This window comes from Streptomyces sp. NPDC043726, from assembly GCF_056436565.1.
The window spans coordinates 1-1429 of record NZ_JBWKCI010000034.1 but is presented as its reverse complement, the minus strand read 5'-3'; the positions used below and the strand labels follow the sequence as shown (position 1 = coordinate 1429).

The window sequence follows — 1429 nt, the reverse complement described above, 5'->3', positions numbered from 1 at the left end:
TGGTTGCGTCCAGGGAAGTGGTGTACGGGTTCGACCTGATCCGGGGGTTTGCTCCGGCATCGGGATGGTGCCCGCATAGATGAACGGCCACCGGCTGATCTTCGAGGTGTCGAAGCCCGAAGGAGATCAGCACGATGACCGCACCCGACAGTCTGCCCCTGCACGCCCTCGCCGAAGAGAACCTCGCCGCGGCGAGTCCCGATCTGCTCCGCGCGATGGTGAAAACGTTCGCCGACGCACTCATGTCCGCGGAGGCCGACGCCCTCTGCAATGCCGAATACGGGCAGGTCAGCGACGAACGCGTCAACCACCGCAACGGCTACCGCCCACGCGAGTGGGACACGAGGGCGGGCACCGTCGAACTGGCCATCCCCAAGCTCAGGTCCGGGAGTTACTTCCCGCACTGGCTCCTCGAACGCCGCCGCCGGGCCGAGCAGGCCCTCATCTCAGTGGTCGCCACCGCCTACCTGCTGGGCGTGAGCACACGCAGGGTCGAGAAGCTCGCCGAGTCCCTGGGGGTGACCCAGCTGTCGAAGTCCCAGGTCAGCGCGATGGCCAAGCACCTGGACGAACAGGTCGCCGCGTTCCGCAACCGCCGCCTGGACGCCGGGCCCTATGCCTTCGTCTGGGTCGACGCGCTGACTCAGAAGGTCCGCGAGGGCGGCCGCGTCATCAACGTCCACGCGCTGATCGCGGTCGGCGTCAACGCCGACGGACACCGTGAGATCCTCGGCATCGACGTCGCCACCGCAGAGGACGGCGCCGGCTGGCTCGCCTTCCTTCGCTCGCTCATCGCCCGCGGCCTGTCCGGCGTCCAACTCGTCATCTCCGACGCCCACATGGGCCTGGTCAACGCGATCGGCGCCACCCTGCCCGGCGCGAGCTGGCAGCGCTGCCGGACTCACTACGCCCGCGCGTTGCTGAGCCAGGTCCCCAAGTCCGCCCAGCCGTGGGTGGCGACCTTGTTGCGGACCGTTTTCGAACAGCCCGACACCGATGCCGTCCAAGCCCAGATGCGGCACGTCCTCGATGCCCTGGAGGCCAAGTTCCCCAAAGCTGCAGCCCACTTGGATGCCGCCCAGGGCGACGTGCTGGCCTTCACGGCCTTCCCCCGCGAGATCTGGCGGCAGATCTGGTCGAACAACCCGCAAGAACGCCTCAACAAGGAGATCCGCCGCCGCACCGACGTCGTCGGCATTTTCCCCGACCGCACCGCCCTGATCCGCCTGGTCGGCGCTGTCCTGGCCGAGCAGAACGACGAGTGGACCGAAGCCCGCCGCTACATGGGCCTCGACCTCCTCGCCAAAGCCCGCCTCCACCCGATCGAGTCAGAAACCGACGAGACCGTCCTCCCGACCGAACTCACCGCATAGCCTCAAACCGAGATCACCGAGTGGCCGTCGATACACCACTCCAGCGGACGTGACCC

1 protein-coding gene is annotated in these 1429 nt (G+C 67.7%); it reads left to right on the top strand.

Going from position 1 to position 1429, the window contains the following annotated elements; all coding sequences use genetic code 11:
* Positions 1-134 precede the first annotated feature (134 nt).
* The gene (locus AC068Z_RS42220) at positions 135-1373 is read left to right on the top strand and encodes an IS256 family transposase (RefSeq protein WP_478569098.1); all 1239 of its coding nucleotides are present in this window, start codon (positions 135-137) and stop codon (positions 1371-1373) included.
* Positions 1374-1429 lie beyond the last annotated feature (56 nt).

What these genes read in the sequence shown, in the direction of transcription:
- AC068Z_RS42220 (WP_478569098.1), top strand. Translation starts at nt 135, where the DNA reads ATGACCGCACCCGACAGTCTGCCCCTGCACGCCCTCGCCGAAGAGAAC.